Annotated in this window: 8 protein-coding genes; all 8 read right to left on the bottom strand. The window is 70.1% G+C overall.

Going from position 1 to position 15,343, the window contains the following annotated elements:
* Positions 1-227 precede the first annotated feature (227 nt).
* Genes LDO13_RS05375 through LDO13_RS05340 form a run of 8 tightly spaced genes read right to left on the bottom strand, consistent with a single transcriptional unit; the run spans position 228 to position 15,286 of the window.
* A complete protein-coding gene (locus LDO13_RS05375) occupies positions 228-4,673 on the bottom strand; it encodes an FtsK/SpoIIIE domain-containing protein (protein WP_224049010.1) in 4,446 nt (1,481 codons plus the stop codon).
* Positions 4,670-5,425 (bottom strand): hypothetical protein, encoded by a 756-nt coding sequence (locus LDO13_RS05370; protein ID WP_224049009.1) that lies wholly within the window; start codon positions 5,423-5,425, stop codon positions 4,670-4,672. Before LDO13_RS05370 ends, LDO13_RS05375 begins: the two co-directional genes overlap by 4 nt.
* A gap of 33 nt (positions 5,426-5,458) precedes the next feature.
* On the bottom strand, positions 5,459-7,111 hold the full coding sequence (locus tag LDO13_RS05365; RefSeq protein ID WP_224049008.1) for a serine/threonine-protein kinase: 1,653 nt from the start codon (positions 7,109-7,111) through the stop codon (positions 5,459-5,461).
* Entirely contained in the window at positions 7,108-8,922 is a 1,815-nt protein-coding gene (locus tag LDO13_RS05360) for an FHA domain-containing protein (protein ID WP_346347027.1), read from the bottom strand. Before LDO13_RS05360 ends, LDO13_RS05365 begins: the two co-directional genes overlap by 4 nt.
* Complete coding sequence (locus LDO13_RS05355) at positions 8,906-9,922, bottom strand: protein phosphatase 2C domain-containing protein (protein WP_224049007.1); 1,017 nt, start codon at positions 9,920-9,922, stop codon at positions 8,906-8,908. Before LDO13_RS05355 ends, LDO13_RS05360 begins: the two co-directional genes overlap by 17 nt.
* A complete protein-coding gene (locus tag LDO13_RS05350; protein WP_224049006.1) occupies positions 9,919-11,412 on the bottom strand; it encodes an RDD family protein in 1,494 nt (497 codons plus the stop codon). The genes LDO13_RS05355 and LDO13_RS05350 overlap by 4 nt, the downstream gene beginning before the upstream one ends.
* Positions 11,409-13,958, bottom strand: coding sequence for a transglutaminase-like domain-containing protein (locus LDO13_RS05345; protein WP_224049005.1), 2,550 nt, complete (start codon positions 13,956-13,958; stop codon positions 11,409-11,411). Before LDO13_RS05345 ends, LDO13_RS05350 begins: the two co-directional genes overlap by 4 nt.
* A complete protein-coding gene (locus LDO13_RS05340) occupies positions 13,955-15,286 on the bottom strand; it encodes a DUF58 domain-containing protein (protein ID WP_224049004.1) in 1,332 nt (443 codons plus the stop codon). The genes LDO13_RS05345 and LDO13_RS05340 overlap by 4 nt, the downstream gene beginning before the upstream one ends.
* Positions 15,287-15,343: the final 57 nt, after the last annotated feature.

Here is a 15,343-nt window from a genome sequence, read left to right as displayed (position 1 = left end):
GCGTTATCTCCTAGATTCACAGAAACGGATCCGAATTCTGTCGGCGTCCCCCAAAGGCCCCCGGCTGTTCCGGAAGTCCATTGCCTAAAAGCTACCCTGCCCACAGAAAACGTGTCGATGGGCAGACCTCCCCATCCCCGCACCGTCGAACCCAACTAGCTCGCAGCAGGGGCCGTTTTGGGCGCCCAAAACGGCCCCTGCTGCGAGCTAGTTGGGAGGGGACAGGGTCAGTTCCGGTTCTCGGGCGGCAGCGCGACCTGGAGTTTGCGGACCTTGCCGCGGCCCACGATGTAGCCGCGGCCCGGGACGAAGTCCGTGCTGATCCGGCCCAGCGAGGTGCTGAGCAGGCTGTCGCCGTCGATGTCGCCGGGGTTGAGCAGCAGGCCGCGGCGGCCGGACTTGAACGGCTGGGCGAGCGACCAGGCCGAGGACCAGGTGGAGGTCTCGGATTCGCCGACCACCCACTGTTCGGCTTTGACCGACGCCGTGACGAGCCGTTCGATACCGGATTCCGCTCCCGTGTCGGTGAAGTCGGTCAGCCCCTCGATGAAGATCGCCAGCTTGCCCGGCGTGCCGGTGGAGTAGTCCACCAGCTCATCGATGGCTTCCTCGACGTCGTCGATGCCCACCACGGAGCGGTCCCACAGTTTCAGCGACGCGGCGGCGGAACGCCGGGCGCCGACATAGATCAGTTCGACGCCGGGGTTGGAGCGGCGCAGCGCGTAGGCAAGGGTCACCAGGGCCACGGTGCGGCCGGAACCGGGAGGCCCGGCCAGCAGCAGCGGGCCCTTGGCCAGGATTTCTGCCGGCTGGAGCGTCTCGTCGTCGACGCCGATCACCGGCAGGTCCGGGCTGCCGGCGGGCAGGATCTCGAGGTCCACCTGGTCCGGCAGGCGTTCGATCTGCGGGGCGCGCTCCACGCCCTGGCGCAGCATCGCCTCGCTGAGCTTGTGCACCTCGCGGGCCTGCACGGCCAGGTTTGAGTTGCCGCCGAGCACCGCGAGCTGCACTTCGAGGTTGCCCAAGAGTCCGCGGCCCGGGGGCGAGGCCTGGCCGAGGACATCCTTGGGCACGTCCATGGACAGGTAGTCGTCCTCCGAGGAGAGGCGCAGCACCAGCCGGCGCTGGATCGAGGCCAGCAGCGACGCCGGCACCGAGTTGGGCCTGTCACCGCTGACCACGAGGTGGATGCCCAGCGGCCGGCCGTCGGTGGCGAGCTGCAGGAAGATGTCCCACAGCGCCGAGAGCTTGCTGTATTCGTAGGCCTCGCGGAAGGAGGACATGCCGTCCACCAGCACGAAGATCCGCTTCTCGTCCGGCAGGTTCGCCAGCTTCCGGTATTCGACGATGGTGGACGCGCGGACTTCCGAATAGCGGGCCGCGCGGTCGTCGGCGAGGTCCCGGAGCCAGCGCAGCAGCCTGCCGACGCGTTCGACGTCGTCGCCGTTGATGATCTCGCCGACGTGCGGCAGCTCATCGAGCATTTTCAGCCCCGAGGAGCCGCAGTCGATGCCGTAGACGTTGACCGGCCCGCCGCGCGGGGTGACGGCGGCCGCGATCGCGATGCCGCGCAGGGCCGCGGACTTGCCGGAGCCGCCGGTGCCGTAGATGGCCATGTTGCCGTCCTGGTCCGGCTCGTAGAAGACGGTGGGCTGGTCCTGGTGCGCGGGGTCGTCCGCCACGCCCAGGAGCAGCCGCTCGTCGGTGCGGGGGTTCGGCAGCTTGGAGAAGTCGTAGGTGGTGGCGAGTTCGTCCAGCCAGGGTTTGCGCGGCGGCTCAATGGAGAGCACGTCGGCGGCCTTGATGATGTTGGCCGTCATCCGGGCAATGTCGTTGAGACCGGCAGCTTCTTCCTTGACCGGGTTCTCGGGCGCCGGGGCGGCCCAGGCCGGTCCGGAGCCGAAGGCCATCTCGACGATGTCGATCTGCGGCCGCTGCGGCTTCTCCGTGGTCCAGCCGCCGGCGTAGCCGGTCTGGAAGCCCTGGATCCGGCCGGGGCCGGTTTTGGCGGCGCCGCGGCCGGGAATGGAGGGGTCGAAGTATGCCGCCGTGGGCACGCCGAGGATGTCGATCGCGTCGTCCTCGTCGGCCATCCGCAGCGCCACGCGCAGGTTGGTGTTGGCGCGCAGGCTTTCCTTGATGACGCCGGCCGGGCGCTGGGTGGCAAGGATCAGGTGCAGGCCCAGGGACCGGCCGCGGGCGGCGACGTCCACCACGCCGTCGACGAACTCCGGCACCTCGGTGGCGAGGGCCGCGAACTCGTCCACGATGATGATCAGGTACGGCGGCGCATCCGGGTCCGCCTCGCGCTGGAGTTCCAGCAGGTCTTTGGCTTTCTTCCGGTTCAGCAGCCGTTCCCGGTGGTGCAGCTCGGCCCGCAGCGAGGTCAGCGCGCGGCGGACGAGGTGCGGGGAGAGATCCGTGACCAGGCCGACGGTGTGCGGCAGGTGCAGGCAGTCGGCGAACGCGGCGCCGCCCTTGTAGTCCACGAAGAGGAAGCTCACCCGGTCCGGGCTGTAGGCCGCGGCCATGCCCATCACCCAGGACTGCAGGAACTCGGACTTGCCGGCGCCCGTGGTCCCGCCGACGAGGGCGTGCGGGCCCTCGTTCTTGAGGTCGAGGTAGAGCGGTTCGATGCCTTTGGAACCCACCAGGGCCCGGAGGGTGCCGTTGTCCTTCCGGTTGGGCACGGCGGAGGCCCGGACCGAGTTGTTTTCGGTCCAGCGTTCGGCCACGGCCGCCGGGTTGTCCAGGAAGTCCTTGCCGATCAGGGTCGCGTAGGAGACGGCGCGCGGCAGGTCGGAGTCATCCTCCAGCGGCTTGCCGACGTCGACCACCGGCGTGAGCATCCGGGCCAGCTGGGCGGCGAGCCCGGCGTCGAGACTTTCGCAGCTCACCGGAAAGGTGTGCCGGCCGAGCCGGACCTGGCCGGTGGTGGTGCCGTGGTCGCCGTCGACCGCCATGAAGTCCCGGCACGCGGCCGGAAGCTGCTGCACCGAGGACGCCACCCACATCACGTGCACACCGGAGTCGGGGCCCCGCTCGAGGACCCGGGTGAGCCGGCCGCGGTCCACCGGGGCGTCATCCTCGACGACCACCAGGACGGTGGGCAGCAGCGGTGCCGAAAGATCCGCGCTGAGCGGGTCGACGCCGGGCCGCAGGGCCGGGCGCGGAGTCTGCGACGCGGCCTCGCGCTGGTCGATCAGGTCTTCCAGCCGGGAGAGCAGGGCGGAGCCGCCCGCGGGACCGGCGGCGAGATGGTCGCCGCTGAGCGGGCTGTGGCCGGAGCCGACGTGCGGGAGCCACTGCAGCCATTCCCAGCGTTCCTTCGACTGCGCCGAGGTGATGGCGGCCAGGACCACTTCGGCCGGCGAGTGCAGCCCGACCAGCTGCAGCACCATGCCGCGCGCCACATCGTCCACGAGGCCGCGGGACCCGGCGAGGCCGAAGGAGCCGGCGGAGCGCAGCTGCGAGACGACGGGCACGCCCTCGATGTCCCGGAACTGCGCCATGCACTCCTGGATTTCCGCCATGTATTCGGCTTCGGTGTCGTTGCTGTTGGGCTCCTCGAACTCGATCCGCGAGGGTGCGGTGCCCAGGCCGAAGCGCAGCCCCAGGAACCCGGTGTGCTCGGGCCGGTGGGTCCAGAGCAGCGGGCCGAGCTTGTAGATCGAGTCCACCGTGTCACTGACCGAGGGCGCTTCCTGCAGCCGGACCGACCGTTCCACATTCTGCAGCCGGGTGATGTCCGTCCGGAAGGCGGCCATGGACTCGCGGAACTGCTTGAGCTGTTCCTTGCGTTCCCGCTTGGCCTGCAGCTTCTGGTCCACGTAGTGGCCGACGATGAACAGCGGCATCATCAGCATAAAAACGACGGAGAGCACGTTCTGGGTGACGGCGAACAGGATGCCGCCCATCATCAGCGGCGCGAGCAGCATGATGTACGGGAAGGCATGGTGCTCCTGGCGCTTGGGCCCGGCGGGGAGCATCCGTTTCTGCTGCCCGAAGCGCGGCACCACGCGCGGCGAGCGGTTGAAGTCGATCAGCGGGGAGGTCGGCGCGGAACTGTGCCCGGTGCCCAGAGACACCACCGAGACGGTCGTGTCGCCCAGGGCCACGGTGTCCGAGGAGTTCAGCGTGGCGCGGGTGACCGGCAGGCCGTCCATCAGCAGCCCGTTGGCCGAGTTCGTGTCCACGATCTCGACAGTCTCGCCGACGGTGATGCGGGCGTGCCGCTTGGACGTGAGCGGGTCTGCGAGCCTGATGTCGGCGTCGCGGCCCCGGCCGATGTAGCTGGTGCCCGATGGCAGCGAGAATTCGCGTCCGACGTCGGGCCCGGACAGCACGCGCAGCGTCGCCGCCGCCGGCCCCCGGTTCGCACCCGGTGTTCCGAACTGCTCGCTGAGCTGCGTCAGCGAGACGATGGAGCCCGGCCGGAGCCCGGATTCAAGCAGGTTGTCCTTGCGGTCCAGGACGCCGCCCTTCATGCCGCCGGCGGCGAAGGCCTCCTCGATGCTGAGGGAAAGGTTCGACGGCGGCGGGGTCCCCCGCCGTGCCGGGTCGGCGGCCCAGAGCTGGGTGGCGATGTCCGCCACGGTGGCGAGCCCGTCCACGGTGACGGCCAGGTCCTTGGCCTCGGCCGGATCGCGGCGCAGCGTCAGTCGGATTCTCATGCTTCGCCGATCTTTTCGGTGCCGGGTTGGTCAGTGCTGCCCTTGGCCGTGCCGGCCTTGCCGGGAGTGCGCTGGTCGAGCAGGTACAGGTCCGCCGGTGTGACGAGGTGCGAGGTGACGGCGTGTTCCACGAGCCGCGCGCGGCGGTTGGTGGCGAGTTTTCCGCCGCCGCCCCGGAGCCCGGCGACCCCCACCTTGTCCAGTTTGTCGCACACGTTGTCGAGCTTTCGGTTGAAGCGGGTCAGTGCCCAGCCCAGGGTCCTGGCGGCGTCGGCGGAGGACGGGATGGCGCTGAAGCCGGTCCCTTCGCGGCGCAGCACGGGTTCGGCGAGGGCCACAATCAGGGCCTTCTGCGAGTCGGTGAACAGCACCGGGCCGATCGTGGTGTCGCCGCCGCTGTCCTCCTCGCGCGATTCCTGCCGGAACGCGGGGGTGCGGAGATGCACGGCGAACTCGTAGGTGGTGGGTCCGGCGGTGAAGATGACGTTGGTGTGGCTGAAGACCAGCGGAATCCGGGCCCCGGGCGAGAGCCACGCCTGCATCCCGCCGGAGGCATCGGCGATGGTCGCGGAGAGCATGCTGCCGATGTTGCTCAGCCACCAGATGCCGTCGTAGCGCGCGATCTGCAGGAACTGCCGGTGCAGGTACGGGTTGTCGTCCACCTCGAGGTCGCCCTCGCGGCCGATGCTGAAGATGTCCTCGTCCGAGGGCTCATGCCACTCGCCGCAGAAATCTATTGCCAGATCCCCCATGTGCCGTGCCTTTCTGGAAACTCGTTGGTGATGCTACTTCGGGACGCAGGCGATGGAGTCCGGGCCCAGCGGCGAGGAGGCCCCGTCGCTGCGGACGATCATCACCTGGATGCAGCTGGGTTCGGCCGGGTTCGCCGCCATTTCGGCTGCCGGCCCGGCGGTGGCCTGGTACTGCCCGTCGCCCTTGAGCGTGTGGACCCGCCACTTGTAGCTGTCCCCCGGTTTCGGCTGCGGGTTGGTCCAGGTGAAACTGACCTTCCCGGCCGGCCCGGCCACCCCGGCCAGCCCGGTGACGTCCGGGACGGTGCCGTTGTCCAGGGCATCCGCGGGCGGCTTGCTGACCTGGTCCGTCGCTTTCGGCGCCGGCTCCGGACGGGTGGTGCCCGCCACGATCCCCAGGACGACGGCGGCCACCAGGACGGTGCCGCCGACGACCGAGAGCAGCAGGTTCCTGCGGCCGTGGTCGGCCAAGTGCTCCCCGGCGCCGTCGTCCGCGCTGCCGGCTCCGTCCCTGGAGTCCCTGTCCCTGGCTGCGGCGCTGGAGCGGTTGACCGTGGCGGCGAGATCGTCGTCGGCGGCAGGACCGGCCGCAGTCCCGGGTCCGGGCGTGTCAAAGCCGGGCACCGCCGGCGGCCGCTGGATGGTTGCGTTGTTGTACGTCGTGGCGTTGTCGGCCGTGGTGCCGGTGTCCCCGGCGGGGAACCTTGCCGGGAACGTGGGGGCGTTGCCGGTGGCGTCCGGATCGATGGAGGCGACGCTGCGGACGCGGGTTTCCTCAAAGCCGTCGTCCGGGTGGTTTTCCTCGGCGCGCGGCTCCTCCAGGACTTCAAAGGGGGTCACGGAGAGGTTCAGTTCGGCCTGGATCCGCTGCAGGGCCAGGGCAAAGGCGTGCGCCGAGGAGTAGCGGGAGGAGGCGGACTTGGCCATCGCCGTCGAGAGCGCCAGTTCCAAGGATTCCGGCACGTCGGCGCGGCCCAGTCCGGGCACCGGCAGGTTGGTGATGCGCGAGATCAGCTCGCGCTGGGAGTTGTCCGCTCCCGGCAGCACAAACGGGGACCGGCCGGCCAGCAGCGTGTAGAGCGTGGCGCCGAGCGCCCAGACGTCCACCAGGACGCCGTCGACCTGGCGGCCGGTGAACTGTTCCGGCGGGGACCACGGGATGGACATGCCCGCGTCCTCGTCGGCGTCCCCGGCGAGGGTGCCGGAAATGCCGAAGTCGGTCAGGGCCGGCCGGTTGTAGTCCGTCACCAGGATGTTGGCGGGCTTGATATCCCGGTGTGCGATCCCGGCCCGGTGGGCGGTCTCGATGGCGGATGCCACCTGGATGCCGACGGCGAGGACCTCGTCCACGCTGAAGCGCTGCCGACGGTACCGGACGTCCAGGCTGGGCCGGGAGCAGTACTCCATGGCGAGGTAGGAATGCCCGGCGTCGGTGATCTCGGCTTCGAAGATGGTCACGATGTACGGATGCGAGGACAGCTGCGCCATCAGGTTCGCTTCGGACTCGAAGCGGCGGCGGGCGCCTTCGGTCTTGAGGTCCGAGAGCAGCACCTTGACGGCCACCTTGCGGCGGGGCCTGTCCTGCTCGTAGAGGTACACGTCGGAGAATCCGCCGGACCCGAGCAGGCTGATGTAGGTGAAGCCCGGGATGATCGGCGGCGGGGCTACGGGCCGTTTTGAGCTCACGGGATCTCCTCAAAGCGCAGCGAGATGCCGTCGCCGACTTCGGCGATGTCGCCGTCGAGCAGGATGGCCATCTCGCCCTGGGCCAGCCGTCGCGGGGGCTGGCCCTCACGGACAAGGACGGTGCCGTTCGTCGCCTTGAGGTCGCACAGCATGACGTGCCAGCCTTCGAGCCGGACCTCCACGTGTGAACGTGAGATGTCTCCGCTGGGACTCGCCACCTGGATGAGTTTGGGCATCACGGCGCCCTGGACGCGCGACACCGAGGGCTGGCGTCCCACAACGAGTGACTGGTCGAGGTCGATCAGCTCCCCGGTGGACAGGCGCATCCGGCCCAGCCGCGGGCGCCGGACCTGCACGCCGTCGCCCGGCAGCTGGTCCCCGCAGCGGCCACACTGGGAATAGGTGGAAGGGTTTGCGTGGCCCTGCGGGCAGACGCGGGCCAGCACCAGGGGTGCGGTGGACGGTCCTGTGTCCGGTCCTGTGGACGAGCGCTGGGCGCCTGCGGGCCGGGGCCCGGCCCCGGCCAGGTCGCCCTTCACGATCGTCTGGCCGTCGTGGTCCGCATCGGCGTCGGGCTGCGCGGCTGACAATTGCTCGACGGGCGCCTGCGGGGCCGTGGGCGGCAGCGATGCGGCCGGCGCGGGCGACGGCGCCGACGGCAGGGACGGCCGGGCTGCTGACGACGACGGCCGGTCGCCGCCGGTGTGCCAGGGCACCGAATCGATCAGTGCGGTGGGGGCCGCCGGGCGCGGTGCCGCGGGAGGTTCCGGCGCGGCACCGGGAGCTGCGTCGGTCATTGCTCCGGCTACTGTTTCGCCGCCCGTTGGCACTTCCGCTGCAGCGGCCCCGGGTGCCGGTTCGGCGCTGGCGGACTCGACTGTATCCGACTCGATTCTGCCGGAATCGACAGCGGGGTCGGCATCGGCGTCGGGGTCCTCGCGGACGGCGGCGTCTTCGATGTTGCGCATCACCGTCTGTTCCCAGAGGTGGTCGTAGTTGCTGGTCAGCTCCTGTTCGGCCGGTTCGGGGAGCGGTTCCGGCTCGGGTGATGGTTCCCGCTCAGGTTCCGGTTCGAGTTCTCCGTGCAGCGTTCCGTCGTGCTCGGCGTCATCGCCGGGGAACTCCAGTACTGTCTCGGCGGAGGCGCCGTGGTCGCTCAGTCCGGCCGCAATGTCGGCTTCGGCCGCCGCCAGAACTTCGTCCTTCAGCGCTGCCTCGGCGTCCGGGGTGAGATCCACGGCAACGGGGCCGCCGGCGGCGAGGTCAGCCGCAACGGCTGCAGCCGAGGCTGGGACCGCCGGGGCGTCCCTCTGTCCGGCAGCGCCGGTGAAGTCCATCCTCAGGCCCTGCAGCAGGACTACACCGTCGGCCAGCGGCAGGTTCGGCAGCAGGTCTGACCCGGCGCCGGATGTCCCAGCGGCTGCGGCACCGGGGACCGTCAGGCTGAATCCGCCGGCCGTCGCGAGCCGCCGTTCGGTCCAGGTGGTTACATCGCGGCCGCTCAGTTCCACGGGCCCGGCAGGCAGGTCCACGGTGAGGTCGATCTCGCCGCGCAGGAACACCTGGATGGAGCCGTTGCTGGCCACGATCGCGAACCATGGCAGCCGGGCGAGCGAACCGCCCGAGGCCGACGTCACTGCGTCGAGCACCTCGTGCACTTCGGGGCCGCCGGCGAGGAGCTCCCACAGCGAGTCAACCAGGGCCGGCGCACTGTCCGGGCGCAGCAGCACCACGGTTCCGGAGCGCACAACGCCGAGCCAGCTGCCGGGCGTGTAGCGCGCTGCGGCGGCGGGGTTACTGCTTGCCATCATCCGGGTCCTTGCCATGTTTTTCAGCTGCCGCTTCTCCAGCGGCAGGTTCTTCGGCTGCCTGCTCCAGTTCCCCGTTGGGGGCGAGGTCCAGGGCATCAGTCCGGGGCAGGGTGTCCTCGTCCTCCGCCGCGGCGGCGCTGCGCGGCGCAGTCTGGGCGGAGCCGTCGTAATCGCTGGTCACGTTGGTGGCGTCCAGCACGATGCAGGTGACGTTGTCCCGGCCGCCGCTGCGCAGGGCCGCCTGGATGAGTTCATCCACGGCCGCCTGCGGGTCCGACTGGGAGCGCAGGATGTTGGCGATGTGCTGGTCGTCGAGTTCGCCGTTGAGGCCGTCGGAACAGACCAGGATCCGGTCACCCTCCTCGATGGGCAGCAACCAGTAGTCGGCCTCCGTCTCGTCGCCGGTGCCCAGGGCGCGGGTGACAACATGCCGGCGCGGGTGCACTGCGGCCTGGGCCTGGGTGATCTGCCCGCCATCCACCAGTTCCTGTACTTCGGAGTGGTCCACGCTGACCTGGCTGAGCTTGCCCTGGCTGAGCCGGTAGGTCCGGGAGTCGCCGATATTGAGGACCAGCCAGTACGGGACGCCCATCTGCTCCACCACCACAACGCCGGAGAGCGTGGTCCCGGCGCGGGAGCCCGTGGCCTCGCGGATGCCCTCGTCAGCCATCAGCAGATATTCCTGCACGACGCCGGCGGTGGCGTCCCGCCCTCCGCTCGCCAGCTGCGGAATCCCGGCGAGCGTGCGTACGCAGATGCCGCTGGCGATCTCGCCTGCCTCATGCCCGCCCATGCCGTCGGCGACAGCGAAGACGGGATCGGAGGCAATGAAGGAATCCTCGTTCATTTCACGGCGGAGGCCGCGGTCGGTGCCGTAGCCGCAGGTGAGCCGCAGGCTGGAGGAACCGCTGGAGGAACTGCCTGAAGGGCTGCCGAGCGTCGGCACGGGGGCAGTGTCGGAGTTGGCTGGGGAGGGCTCGGCGGCCGGCTGGGAGTTCATGCCTGTCCTAGGTAGAAGGAGCGGTCACCGAAGTGCACGGTGGAACCTGGGCGGACGTGGGTGGGCTCCCCCGCCGCGAGGGCGGTACGGATACCGTCCGGGGTGGTCACAGCGCTGCCGTTGGTGGAGTTGCGGTCGGTCACCCACACTCCCCCGTTTCCGGCGAGCAGATGGAGGTGGGTCTTGGAAATCGAACGGCCCGGGTCGGTGACCGGGATCAGCTGCACGGAGTCCTCACCCGGGTGCCCGGCAGGGTTCCGGCCGATCAGCACGGTGCGGTCCAGTTCGATGTCGCGGCCGTCGTCGATCCGGATCCGGAGCATCGCCACAGTGACCGGGGCATGGCTGTCGCCGCGGACCTGCGTACGGTCGTGGTCGTCATCGGGATGCGGGCCCGGCTGGAGCGTCGCGGATCCGGCGGGCGGCGCGAATGACGCCGTCTGCCGAACCGGCTCCTGGACCAGCGGCTGCCGCACAACGGCCGGCTGCTGCACGGAATCGGGACGCTGCACGGCGTCGGGCCGCGGCAGTGCGGCAGGTTGCCGATTGGCGGCAGGGGCGGGCTGGACGGCGGCGGGTGGCTGCCACTGGTTGGGGTTCGGCGCGGCCGGAACCCCCGCTGCGGCGGCGGCCAGCGGCGAGGCGACTTGCTGGACCGGAGGGAGGTCCAGCGGCGCGAAGCTGTAAGGGCCCTCGACGCCGCCGGTGGTGACCGGGTTGCGTCCGGCCTTCACATCGAACACGAGGGTCTTGGCGGCCGTATCGTGCCAGCCGCGGAGCTGTCCGTTGCGGTCCCAGGCACTGGACAGCACCACGACGACAGCCCAGGCCGCCCCCAGGAACAGCAGCGGTCCAATCACCAGCAGGGCAACGCCGAACCATTGGAACAGCACCACGGCAGCGGCGGCGATCACGGCCAGCAGCACTCCGGCGCCGGTGATGAGGCCGCGCAGGAACACCGCTCCCCCGCCCGGAGCGAAGCCGTCAGCGTCCGTGCTGCGGATGCCCATCAGGCGGTTGCCCAGGGTCGCACCGGTCCGGCCTTCGAGCGTGGCCAGAACCATCAGGTAGACCAGCGTGATGCCCGCACCGATCCCGCCGAACAGCACCAGGGATGAGGTGTCGTACACGATGAAGCCGCCGCTTTGGCTCCGGGTGATACCGGCGAATCCGATCGCCAACAGGATGGTCAGGGCGGTGACTGGCGGGAGCCAGTCCAGCACGGCCGCTCCCAACCGCTTTCCGGCAGTTGCCGGAACCACCTCAAGCTTGCTCGGCATGGAAGGACCTCCCCCTTGTCCGCGGCCCGGAGCCGGGCCCGGCGTTACGGGGATACTACCGGGGATCAGCTGGGCGTGTGGAAGGTCCCGCACGTTGCGGGCGTTCCGCGCGGAACGGTTGCTCAGCGGCGTGCCGCAGGAGGTGCAGAAAGCCGCCCCCGGACGGAGTGGCTGCTGGCAGCGCGGGCAGCGCTCGGCGTCGTCGGTCATGGCTCGTTGCGGTTCTTCCTGGCGGTCTGGCTGGACTCGGTCGCGGCACCGGCAGCACCATCACGGTGGGCTGCGGCGGCCGGATCGGATTCCACTGTACCTGCGCGCAATTCTGATCCGGCTCGAGCGGCGCGCCTGATGCCGGGCAGCCTGGGCTTGAGGCCCCGGAGTGTGAGCGCGGTACGGCCGTCGGCGAGCAGGGAGCGCGGCGAAAAGCGGGCACGCTGCCGCCCCCAGAACCCGAGCGTCCCGGTCAGCTCCTTCAGCGAGCCGTCCACGATGTCCCAGTACTCCCGCACCTGCTCCTCGCTCGGCTGGCCGGCGCCGAAGATCGCGGCGTCGGCCCGGTTGGCGAGCAGCGTGGTAGACCCGCCGGCGGCCGGGAAGGCGTCCGCGAGCACGACGGCGGACTCCCGCCGGGTGGCACGGGCGTCCACACCGGCGCCCAGGTCCGTAGCGAAGCTGACGATTTCGCTCCAGCCGCCGCCGACGCGCTGCGCCGGTGGGCCTTCGCTGAAACGGGCCTTCCGGCGCCGGGACTTGAGCAGCGCGATCAGCAGCAGCGGCAGCGCCAGGATGCCGGTCGGGATCAGCGCAATGCCGATCGCCGCGAGGAGCGGGCCCCAGAACAGCCAGGGGTTGTTCTTCTTATCGTCGGCATCGAGGGCATCCGGCGAGGAGTCCGGCGGCAGGTCCGCCGGCTCCTGCGGCGGGGGCGGCGGCTGCAGCACCTGCGGCTTGGGCTTGGATTTGTTCTCCGGGTCCGGCGGGATGGGCACGTTGTCCTTCGGCGGGGTGGGATCGAACGACACCCAGCCCACCCGGTCGAAGGCGACTTCCACCCACGCGTGGACATCCTTGCCGGTGATCTTCACTTCGCCAGCACCGTTTTCCGGGCTCTTGGGATCCGGGTAGAACCCCATCACCACGCGGGAGGGGATGCCGAGGTGGCGCAGCATGAGCGACATCGCGACGGCGTACTGTTCGTCGTCGCCGAGCATCTGTTTGGCGGTGAGCAGGCTGCGGATGCGGTTGGCCCCGTGGCCGGAGACGCTGGGCAGCTGGCCGTCGGCGATCAGGCCGTTGCTGAAGGCGCCTTTCTTCTGGAAGTGCGCCTCGATCTGGCGCACCCGGTCGATGGCGGTGGGGGCGTCGGCAGCGAGGTCGTTCGCCTGGGACCCGACAACCGGCGGCACCTCGGCGGGAGCCGGCAGGGACAGCTTGGCGAAGTCGTACTGGGTCAGCTGCCCGTGTTCCAGCGTGGCGGGGTCGGCAACCTGGACCTGGTAGGCGTCGCCCTTGGCGAGGCCCCTGGTGGTCACGGCCGTGTCCGTCCCGGCGTTGAAGTACAGCCCTGAGGCGGCACCCGAGCCGTCCCTGTCAAAGCTGATCCCGGTGGTTTTACGGCCGCCGGGCAGGAAGTAGCCCTGGTAGTCCTCGATGGTGATGCCCAGGGTGTAGTTGTTGCTGGGCACAATCCCGGTGGAGTCGGCCAGGGTGTTGAGGGACTTGGCGTCGCCCACCTTGCTGAAGCTGCCGGAACCGTTCGGGTCCATGTTGTAGTTGGTGCCGTTGAAGGAATCCAGCGCGGCGAGCCGCACCCGGGCGTCCTTGGGCAGGCCTTTCACGACGAAGAGGTTGTCGTCCTTTTTATCCTTGACGAAGTTCCGGAAGCTCGCCAGCGGCGTCACATAGTCCTTGGGATCGAACGGCGGGACGATCGTGTTGCGCAGCACGCGGCGGTCGTCGCTGGCAGTGACCAGGGGGGAGGCGATGGCGGTGATCCCGACGGCGACGGCGATCACTGCGGCGGCGGTTCCCAGCCGGCGCAGCTTGGCCGCGCGGGCGGTGGCTTCGTCCGTCTCCAGCCGGTTGACCGAGATCTTCCGGGTGTTGCTGCGGCGGAGGGCATCGCGGCGGAAAGTGGCCCACGCGATGGCGACCACGGTGAGTGAGATGCCGCGTTCCACCGTGAGGAACCCCGCGTTCGTGCTGAAGGCGATGCCGGTGACGAACAGCACCAGCACTGGCAGCAGCGGCCAGTACGGGCTCTTGAGCCGCCAGATCAGCAGCCCGGCAGCCAGCGCGGTGAGGAGCGAGCTCAGGAACGGCACAATCAGTGTGCCGCCGGCGGTGCCCACCGGCACCCCGACGGTGAGCATGTCCTTCCAGGCGAACACGACGCCGAGCAGGAGGGTGCGCAGCGAGTCGAGGGTGGGCAGCACCCCGGCGAAGGAGGCTTCCGGAACGGCCAGGGCGGTGCCGAAGACGAGATACACGCCGAGCGTCAGCGCTGCGGTGATCAGCAGCCCCAGCCGGAAGTGCACCGAGGCCGCCGCGAGGGCCAGGCCCAGCAGGATGCCGCCGAAGCCCGCGATCAGGTAGTACGGATCGCCGCCGAAGCTGAGGCCGAAGCCAAGGACGCCGAGTCCAAGCAGCACGGTGAGGGCACCGGCGTCGAGCGCGAGGTGCCACAGCGGCTGGCCGTCGGCAAAGCCGGAACGCTTGGCTGCGTTGTAGCGGGGGCGGAGCGGTGGGGTGCTCATGCTGCCGCCTTCCTCAGCACGATGGCCAGGTCAGAGAGGTCGCCGAGGGTCAGGACGGTCAGGTCGCCAATGTTGGCCCGGGCCGGGGCGGCGCCGAGCTGGAGCCGGACGGCGAGGCTGCGGACGCCCAGCGGCACCGAAGCCGAGGCGGAGCGCAGCTGGGTGGGGGTGATGTTGCTGCCCACCACCAGGAACACCACGGAGGCGTTGGGGACGGTGTCCGCCAGGCTCCGGGCAAGGTCGACGGCGCTCTTGCGCTGGGGTGCGCCGACGATCCGCGTCATGTCATCGAGCAGGTTGCGCCCGGTTTCGCAACGCAGCGGACCTTTTTGGGTCAGCACGTCGAGGTCCCGCTGTTCGCGGATGGCCTGCCGTCCAATCGAGGCGGCCGCGGAGATGGCCAGCTCGAACTCCTCGTCGGAGGCGTATTCGTCCGTGTTGATGGACAGTGAGATGGCGAGGTGCGCGCGCCGGGTTTCCTCGAACTGGCGGACCATGAGTTTGTTGGTGCGGGCGGTGGTCTTCCAGTGGATGTGCCTGCGGTCATCTCCCGGCACGTAGTCGCGCAGGGCGTGGAAGGACACGTCGGCGCTGGACAGGTCCGTGGTGGGCATGCCCTCGAGGTCGCGGATGAATCCGGCGGCCGAGCCGGCCAGCACCGTGGTTTTCGGGTGCACGAACAGGTCTTCGGGTTCGGTCCAGAGCACCTGGCGGCGCAGCAGGTGCAGCGGGTCGGCGCGGACGGAGCGCACCGGGCCCACCACGATCACGGCGCGGCGCGCGGTGGGAATGGTGAACAGGTCCTCGTGGACCTGCTGGGGTTTCATCCGGGGCAGGTGGAACACGGCGGTTGCCGCTCCGACCGGGAGCTCCAGGTCCGCCGGCAGCAGCGGCCGGGCGGATGTGTTGGAGACGGCGATGCTGCCGACGGCGCTGTCCCCCACCGCGACCCGGGTCCGGGCCAGGTCCAGGACGACGCCGTAGGAGGAGCGCCCCAGGATGAAGCCGACGGCGAGCACGAACAGGACGAACGCGGCGATAGCGGCCGCCTTGGCTTCCTGCCAGCCGAAGGCCTGGCCGACGGTCCACAGCACGACCGAGGCTGCCAGCACGGACCAGCCCAGGACGCTCACGACGGACAGGACCGGCCACACGTAGCGAAGCCAGAGCCCGCGGAGGGCGCGCCAGGCCGGGGCGAGGGCAAGGCCCGCCGTGCTTCCGGCTTCGGTCCAGAGGGACGCCGGATGCAGCCGGGTGGGCCTGCCGTCCCGGTGGAAGGGCCGTTGCAGGCGTTCAGCAAGCCGGGTCAGCGGAGTGCTGGAGGACATATGGGTGCCTTTGTTCGTGCTGGGTGGGTGCCGGTGGTGGGGCAGCGATGCTGCCGG

Origin of the sequence: Arthrobacter sp. NicSoilB4, assembly GCF_019977335.1 — a bacterium.
In the GTDB taxonomy this organism is placed as follows: domain Bacteria; phylum Actinomycetota; class Actinomycetes; order Actinomycetales; family Micrococcaceae; genus Arthrobacter.
Note: the sequence above shows the minus strand (reverse complement) of the source record. Positions and strands in the feature narration are given on the sequence as shown.

Excerpts from the sequence above, each read along its gene's own strand:
- LDO13_RS05370 (WP_224049009.1), bottom strand. The coding sequence starts at position 5,425 with ATGGGGGATCTGGCAATAGATTTCTGCGGCGAGTGGCATGAGCCCTCG.
- LDO13_RS05350 (WP_224049006.1), bottom strand. The coding sequence starts at position 11,412 with ATGACCGACGACGCCGAGCGCTGCCCGCGCTGCCAGCAGCCACTCCGT.
- LDO13_RS05375 (WP_224049010.1), bottom strand. The coding sequence starts at position 4,673 with ATGAGAATCCGACTGACGCTGCGCCGCGATCCGGCCGAGGCCAAGGAC.
- LDO13_RS05340 (WP_224049004.1), bottom strand. The coding sequence starts at position 15,286 with ATGTCCTCCAGCACTCCGCTGACCCGGCTTGCTGAACGCCTGCAACGG.
- LDO13_RS05360 (WP_346347027.1), bottom strand. The coding sequence starts at position 8,922 with ATGATGGCAAGCAGTAACCCCGCCGCCGCAGCGCGCTACACGCCCGGC.
- LDO13_RS05355 (WP_224049007.1), bottom strand. The coding sequence starts at position 9,922 with ATGAACTCCCAGCCGGCCGCCGAGCCCTCCCCAGCCAACTCCGACACT.
- LDO13_RS05345 (WP_224049005.1), bottom strand. The coding sequence starts at position 13,958 with ATGAGCACCCCACCGCTCCGCCCCCGCTACAACGCAGCCAAGCGTTCC.